This is a genomic window from Pseudomonas sp. NPDC088429, assembly GCF_044753305.1.
Taxonomy (GTDB): Bacteria; Pseudomonadota; Gammaproteobacteria; order Pseudomonadales; family Pseudomonadaceae; genus Aquipseudomonas; species Aquipseudomonas rustica.
The window spans coordinates 4448-9829 of sequence record NZ_JBIVMX010000102.1 but is presented as its reverse complement, the minus strand read 5'-3'; the positions used below and the strand labels follow the sequence as shown (position 1 = coordinate 9829).

The following is a 5382-nucleotide window of genomic DNA, read 5'->3' as shown; positions in this document are numbered from 1 at the left end:
CCCTGGCGCTGGCGACCCCGGCCCTGCAAGCCGCTGCGGCCCGTGGCGTGAAACTGTCCGGCGACATCGAGCTGTTCGCGCGTAACGCGCAGGCGCCGATCGTGGCCATCAGCGGTTCCAACGCGAAAAGCACCGTCACCACCCTGGTCGGCGAGATGGCGGCTGCGGCGGGCAAACGCGTCGCCGTCGGCGGCAACCTCGGCACCCCGGCGCTGGACTTGCTCAGCGACGACATCGAGCTGTACGTGATGGAGCTGTCGAGCTTCCAGCTGGAAACCACCGACCAGCTCAACGCTGAAGTGGCGACCGTGCTGAACATCAGCGAAGACCACATGGATCGCTACAGCGGCCTGCCGGCTTACCACCTGGCCAAGCACCGGATCTTCCGGGGCGCGAAGCAGTTCGTGGTCAACCGTCAGGATGCGCTGAGCCGTCCGTTGATGGGCGAAGGCCAGCCATGCTGGACGTTCGGCCTGACCAAACCTGATTTCAAAGCCTTCGGTATCCGCGAAGAAGACGGCGAGAAGTATCTGGCCTTCGAATTCCAAAACCTGATGCCAGTGCGCGAATTGAAGATTCGTGGCGCGCATAACCAGTCCAACGCCCTCGCGGCGCTGGCACTCGGTCATGCGGTCGGCCTGCCGTTCGATGCGATGCTCGCGGCGCTGCGCAACTTCGCCGGTCTTGAACACCGCTGCCAGTGGGTGCGTGATCTCGACGGCGTGGCTTACTACAACGATTCCAAAGCCACCAACGTCGGCGCCGCACTGGCTGCCATCGAAGGCCTGGGCGCGGATATCGACGGCAAGGTCATCCTGATCGCCGGTGGCGATGGCAAGGGTGCCGAATTCAACGATCTGCATGATCCGGTGGCGGCCAACTGCCGCGCCGTGATCCTCATGGGCCGCGACTCCGACAAGATCGGCGCCGCCATCGGCGATGCCGTGCCGCTGATTCGCGCGACCTCGCTGGTCGACGCCGTCGCGCAATGCCGCGCCGCTGCCCAGCCGGGTGACGTGGTGCTGCTGTCGCCAGCCTGCGCCAGTTTCGACATGTTCAAGAATTATGAAGACCGTGGTCACCAGTTCGTCCGCGCTGTGGAGGAATTGGCATGAGCCTGCGCAATATCATCAAACCGTATCCGTCGCCGATCATCACCGGGCGCGGTATCGACCTCGATTTCCCGATGCTCGCCGGTTGCCTGGCGCTGCTCGGTCTCGGTTTGATCATGATCGCCTCGGCGTCCACCGAAGTGGCGGCCGCGCAGTCGGGCAGTCCGCTGTATTACATGATTCGCCACCTTATATATGTGGTGCTGGGCCTGGGCGCGTGTGTCATCACCATGATGATTCCAATTGCTACCTGGCAGCGCCTCGGCTGGTTGATGCTGCTGGGTGCGTTTGGCTTGCTGGTGATGGTGATCGTCCCCGGCATCGGCCGAGAAGTGAACGGTTCGATGCGCTGGATTGGTTTCAGCTTCTTTAACGTGCAGCCGTCCGAAATCGCCAAAGTATTCGTGGTGATCTACCTCGCCGGTTATCTGGTGCGGCGTCAGAAAGAAGTGCGCGAAAGCTGGATGGGCTTCTTCAAGCCGTTCATCGTGCTGCTGCCGATGGCTGGCCTGTTGCTGATGGAGCCGGACTTCGGTGCCACCGTCGTGATGATGGGCGCTGCGGCGGCAATGCTATTCCTTGGCGGGGTCGGGCTGTTCCGCTTCTCGCTGATGGTGGTGTTGGCGGTCGGGGCGGTGGTGCTGCTGATTCAGATGCAGCCGTATCGTATGGCGCGTCTGACCAACTTCGCTGACCCGTGGGCTGACCAGTTCGGCGCCGGTTATCAACTGTCGCAAGCGTTGATCGCGTTCGGTCGCGGTGAATGGCTCGGCGTGGGTCTGGGCAACAGCGTGCAGAAGCAGTTCTACCTGCCGGAAGCGCACACCGACTTTGTGTTCTCGGTTCTCGCTGAAGAGCTGGGCGCGGTCGGTTCGCTGTGCACCGTGGCCCTGTTCGTGTTCGTGTGTATTCGCGGCATGTACATCGGCTTGTGGGCGGAGAAAGCCAAACAGTATTTCGCAGCTTATGTGGCCTACGGCTTGTCGTTCCTGTGGATTGGTCAGTTTCTGATCAATATCGGGGTGAACGTCGGCCTGCTGCCAACCAAAGGTCTGACCTTGCCGTTCCTCAGTTACGGCGGCAGTTCGTTGGTGATCTGCTGTGCCTGCCTCGGCTTGTTATTGAGGATCGAGTGGGAGAGTCGAACCCACCTGGGCAGTGAAGAAATGGAATTCCATGAGAGCGACTTCGCTGAGGAGCCGAATCATGGGCGCTAACGTATTGATCATGGCCGGCGGAACCGGTGGCCACGTGTTCCCGGCGCTGGCCTGTGCCCGCGAGTTTCAGGCGCGCGGCTATACCGTGCATTGGCTCGGCACGCCACGCGGAATTGAAAACGAATTGGTGCCGGCTGCAGGTCTTCAACTGCACCGCATCAACGCCAGCGGTCTGCGCGGCAAGGGCAAGCTGTCGCTGCTCAAGGCGCCGTTCATGCTGCTGAAGTCGGTGTGGCAGGCGCGGGCGATCATTCGCCAGTTGAAACCAGTGTGCGTGGTCGGCTTCGGTGGTTATGTGACTGGCCCTGGTGGTCTTGCCGCGAAACTGGCCGGCGTGCCGGTGATCGTTCACGAGCAGAACGCAGTTGCCGGCACCGCCAATCGGTTGCTGGTGCCGTTCGCCGCCCGGGTGTGTGAAGCGTTCCCCGACACCTTTACTCTGTCGGACACCCGCCGTACCACCGGAAACCCGGTGCGCAGCGAGCTGTTCCTCGAAACATCGCGCCCGGCTCTGGCTGGTCGCAAAGCGCGTTTGCTGATCCTTGGCGGAAGCCTTGGCGCAGAACCGTTGAATAAATTGCTGCCTGAAGCCCTGGCCCAAGTCGCTGCCGATTTGCGCCCGGAAGTGTTTCATCAGGCCGGCAAAAACCACGATGAAGTGACTGCAGAGCGCTACCGCGCCGCCGGCGTCGAAGCGCAGGTGCAGCCGTTCATCAAAGACATGGCCCAAGCCTATGGCTGGGCCGACCTGGTGGTGTGCCGCGCAGGCGCGTTGACCATCAGTGAGCTGGCTGCCGCCGGTCTGCCCTCGATGCTGGTGCCTTTGCCCCACGCGATTGACGATCACCAGACCCGCAACGCCGATTATTTGGCCCGTGAAGGCGCTGCCTTCCTGATGCCGCAAAGAACGACTGGTGCCGCGGATCTTGCCGCGCGCCTGACAGAGGTCTTGATGCAACCGCAACGACTCGAAGATATGGCCCAAGCGGCCCGCCGTCTGGCGAAACCCGATGCCACCCGTAGCGTGGTCGATACCTGTCTGGAGGTGGCCCATGGGTGAGAAACAGAAAGCCATGCCGCAACCGGAAATGCGCCGCATCCGTCGCATCCACTTCGTCGGTATCGGCGGCGTGGGCATGTGCGGTATTGCCGAAGTGTTGTTGAACCTGGGCTATGAAGTGTCCGGTTCCGACCTGAAAGCTTCGCCGGTCACCGAGCGTCTGGAATCGTTCGGCGCGCAGATCTTCATCGGCCACCGTGCCGAGAACGCCGCGACCGCCGATGTATTGGTGGTGTCGAGCGCTGTGAACACCTCCAACCCGGAAGTCGCGACTGCGCTTGAGCGTCGTATTCCAGTGGTGCCGCGGGCCGAAATGCTCGCCGAACTGATGCGCTATCGCCACGGCATCGCCGTCGCCGGTACGCACGGCAAAACCACCACTACCAGCCTGATCGCTTCGGTGTTCGCCGCCGGTGGTCTGGATCCGACCTTCGTCATCGGTGGTCGTCTGAATGCTGCGGGCACCAATGCCCAGCTCGGCACCAGCCGTTACCTGATCGCCGAAGCCGATGAAAGCGACGCGAGCTTCCTGCACCTGCAACCGTTGGTGGCCGTGGTCACCAACATCGACGCCGACCACATGGCGACCTACGACGGTGACTTCAACAAACTGAAGAAAACCTTCGTCGAGTTCCTGCACAACCTGCCGTTCTACGGTTTGGCCGTGATGTGCCTGGACGACCCGGTCGTGCGCGAAATCCTGCCGCTGGTGAAACGTCCGACCGTGACCTACGGCTTCAGCGAAGACGCTGACGTGCGCGCGATCAATGTGCGTCAGCAAGGCATGCAGACCTTCTTCACCGTGCTGCGCCCTGACCGCGAGCCGCTGGATGTTTCCGTGAACATGCCGGGCAACCACAACGTGCTCAACTCGCTGGCGACCATCTGCATCGCGTCCGATGAGGGCGTCAGCGATGAAGCCATCGTTCAGGGCCTGTCGGGTTTCCAGGGTGTCGGTCGACGGTTCCAGGTTTACGGCGAACTGCCGGTGGACGGCGGCCACGTGATGCTGGTCGACGACTACGGTCACCACCCGACCGAAGTCGCGGCCGTGATCAAAGCCGTACGCGGTGGCTGGCCGGAGCGCCGTCTGGTGATGGTGTATCAACCGCACCGTTATAGCCGCACCCGCGACCTGTACGACGATTTCGTCAATGTACTGGCCGACGCCAACGTGCTGCTGCTGATGGAAGTTTATCCGGCCGGCGAAGAGCCGATCCCAGGCGCCGACAGCCGCAAGCTGTGCAACAGCATCCGTCAGCGCGGTCAGCTCGATCCGATCTACATCGAGCGTGGCGTTGATCTGGCACCGCTGGTCAAGCCGCTGTTGCGTGCCGGCGACATCCTGCTGTGCCAGGGCGCGGGTGATATCGGCGGTCTCGCGCCGAAGCTGTTGAAAAGTGAATTGTTCGCTGGCGCCGTGGCGGCGTCGGTCGAGGGGAAGTTGAAATGACTGCTGCCTACGCCAACCTGTTCTCCACCATCGCGCCGAAAGACTTCGGCCGCGTCGCCGTGCTCTTCGGCGGCTTGAGTGCCGAGCGTGAGGTTTCGCTGAAATCCGGTAACGCCGTTCTCGATGCGCTGCAGAGCGCTGGCGTGGACGCGTTCGGTATCGACGTTGGCGCCGACATTCTGCAACGTCTGCTGAGTGAAAAAATCGACCGCGCCTTCATCATTCTTCACGGCCGTGGCGGTGAAGACGGCTCCATGCAGGGCCTGCTCGAAGTGGCCGGCATTCCCTACACCGGCAGCGGCATTCTGGCCTCGGCACTGGCGATGGACAAACTGCGCACCAAGCAGGTCTGGCACAGCCTCGGGATTCCGACGCCGCGTCACGCCGTGCTGTGCAGCGAAGCCGATTGTATTTCTGCGGCGACGGAACTGGGCTTCCCTTTGATCGTCAAACCGGCCCATGAAGGTTCAAGTATCGGGATGGCCAAAGTGAGTTCTGCGTCCGAGTTGATCGACGCATGGAAAGCGGCCAGTACCTACG

At 62.1% G+C, this 5382-nt stretch carries 4 protein-coding genes and 1 pseudogene; all 5 read left to right on the top strand.

Annotation, left to right across the window (positions count from 1 at the left end):
* The coding region (murD, locus tag ACIP66_RS27170) for a UDP-N-acetylmuramoyl-L-alanine--D-glutamate ligase (protein ID WP_400652243.1) at positions 1-1115 on the top strand (1115 nt) is incomplete at its 5' end.
* Positions 1112-2329 (top strand): putative lipid II flippase FtsW, encoded by a 1218-nt coding sequence (gene ftsW / locus ACIP66_RS27165; RefSeq protein ID WP_053123640.1) that lies wholly within the window; start codon positions 1112-1114, stop codon positions 2327-2329. The genes murD and ftsW, both read left to right, overlap by 4 nt.
* The gene (murG, locus tag ACIP66_RS27160) at positions 2319-3389 is read left to right on the top strand and encodes an undecaprenyldiphospho-muramoylpentapeptide beta-N-acetylglucosaminyltransferase (protein ID WP_053123638.1); all 1071 of its coding nucleotides are present in this window, start codon (positions 2319-2321) and stop codon (positions 3387-3389) included. Before ftsW ends, murG begins: the two co-directional genes overlap by 11 nt.
* Positions 3382-4842: a UDP-N-acetylmuramate--L-alanine ligase gene (murC, locus tag ACIP66_RS27155; protein ID WP_400652239.1), complete on the top strand. Its 1461-nt coding sequence runs from the start codon at positions 3382-3384 to the stop codon at positions 4840-4842. Before murG ends, murC begins: the two co-directional genes overlap by 8 nt.
* Positions 4839-5382: pseudogene (locus ACIP66_RS27150) on the top strand (D-alanine--D-alanine ligase); the annotation flags it as partial. The gene murC and the pseudogene ACIP66_RS27150, both read left to right, overlap by 4 nt.